The 712-nt window shown below is 38.8% G+C and carries 1 protein-coding gene; it reads left to right on the top strand.

Annotated elements, in window-relative coordinates; translation table 11 throughout:
* Window positions 1–712: AMP-binding protein (locus BTO16_RS01580; RefSeq protein WP_146105376.1), on the top strand; the 712-nt coding region annotated here is incomplete at both ends.

Consider the following 712-nt stretch of genomic DNA (forward strand, 5'->3'; position numbering starts at 1 on the left):
GCCCATGATTCCAGAATTGGCAATTGCAACTTTAGCCTGTGCCCGAATTGGCGCAATCCATTCCGTTGTTTTTGCAGGGTTTTCAGCAACTGCATTATCAACTAGAATAAACGATTCAGATTGTAAAATGGTCATTACTTCGGATGGTTCTTACAGAGGTGCGAAAACAATCGATTTAAAAGGAATTGTGGATGAAGCATTAGAAAAGTGTACTTGTGTAGAAACAGTTTTGGTTGCAAAAAGAATCAATTCAGATATTTATATGAAAGAAGGTCGTGACAAATGGTTGCAACCTTTGTTAGATGCTGCCTCAACAAAATGTGAAGCAGAAGTGATGGATGCAGAAGATCCATTATTTATTTTATACACATCAGGCTCAACAGGATTGCCAAAAGGAATGGTGCATACAACCGCTGGTTATATGGTGTATACAGCGTACACTTTTAAAAATGCGTTTCAATATAAAGAAAATGATGTGTATTGGTGTACTGCGGATATTGGCTGGATTACCGGTCATTCTTACATTGTATACGGCCCTTTAGCAAACGGAGCGACCACTGTACTTTTTGAAGGCGTACCAAGTTATCCAGATTTTGGACGCTTTTGGAGTATTATCGAGAAACACAAAGTTAATCAGTTTTATACAGCGCCAACTGCAATTAGAGCGCTCGCAAAACAAGGAACTGAATTGGTAGATACCTACGATTTATCT

The sequence above is a fragment of the Polaribacter glomeratus genome (assembly GCF_002954665.1).
Lineage (GTDB): Bacteria > Bacteroidota > Bacteroidia > Flavobacteriales > Flavobacteriaceae > Polaribacter > Polaribacter glomeratus.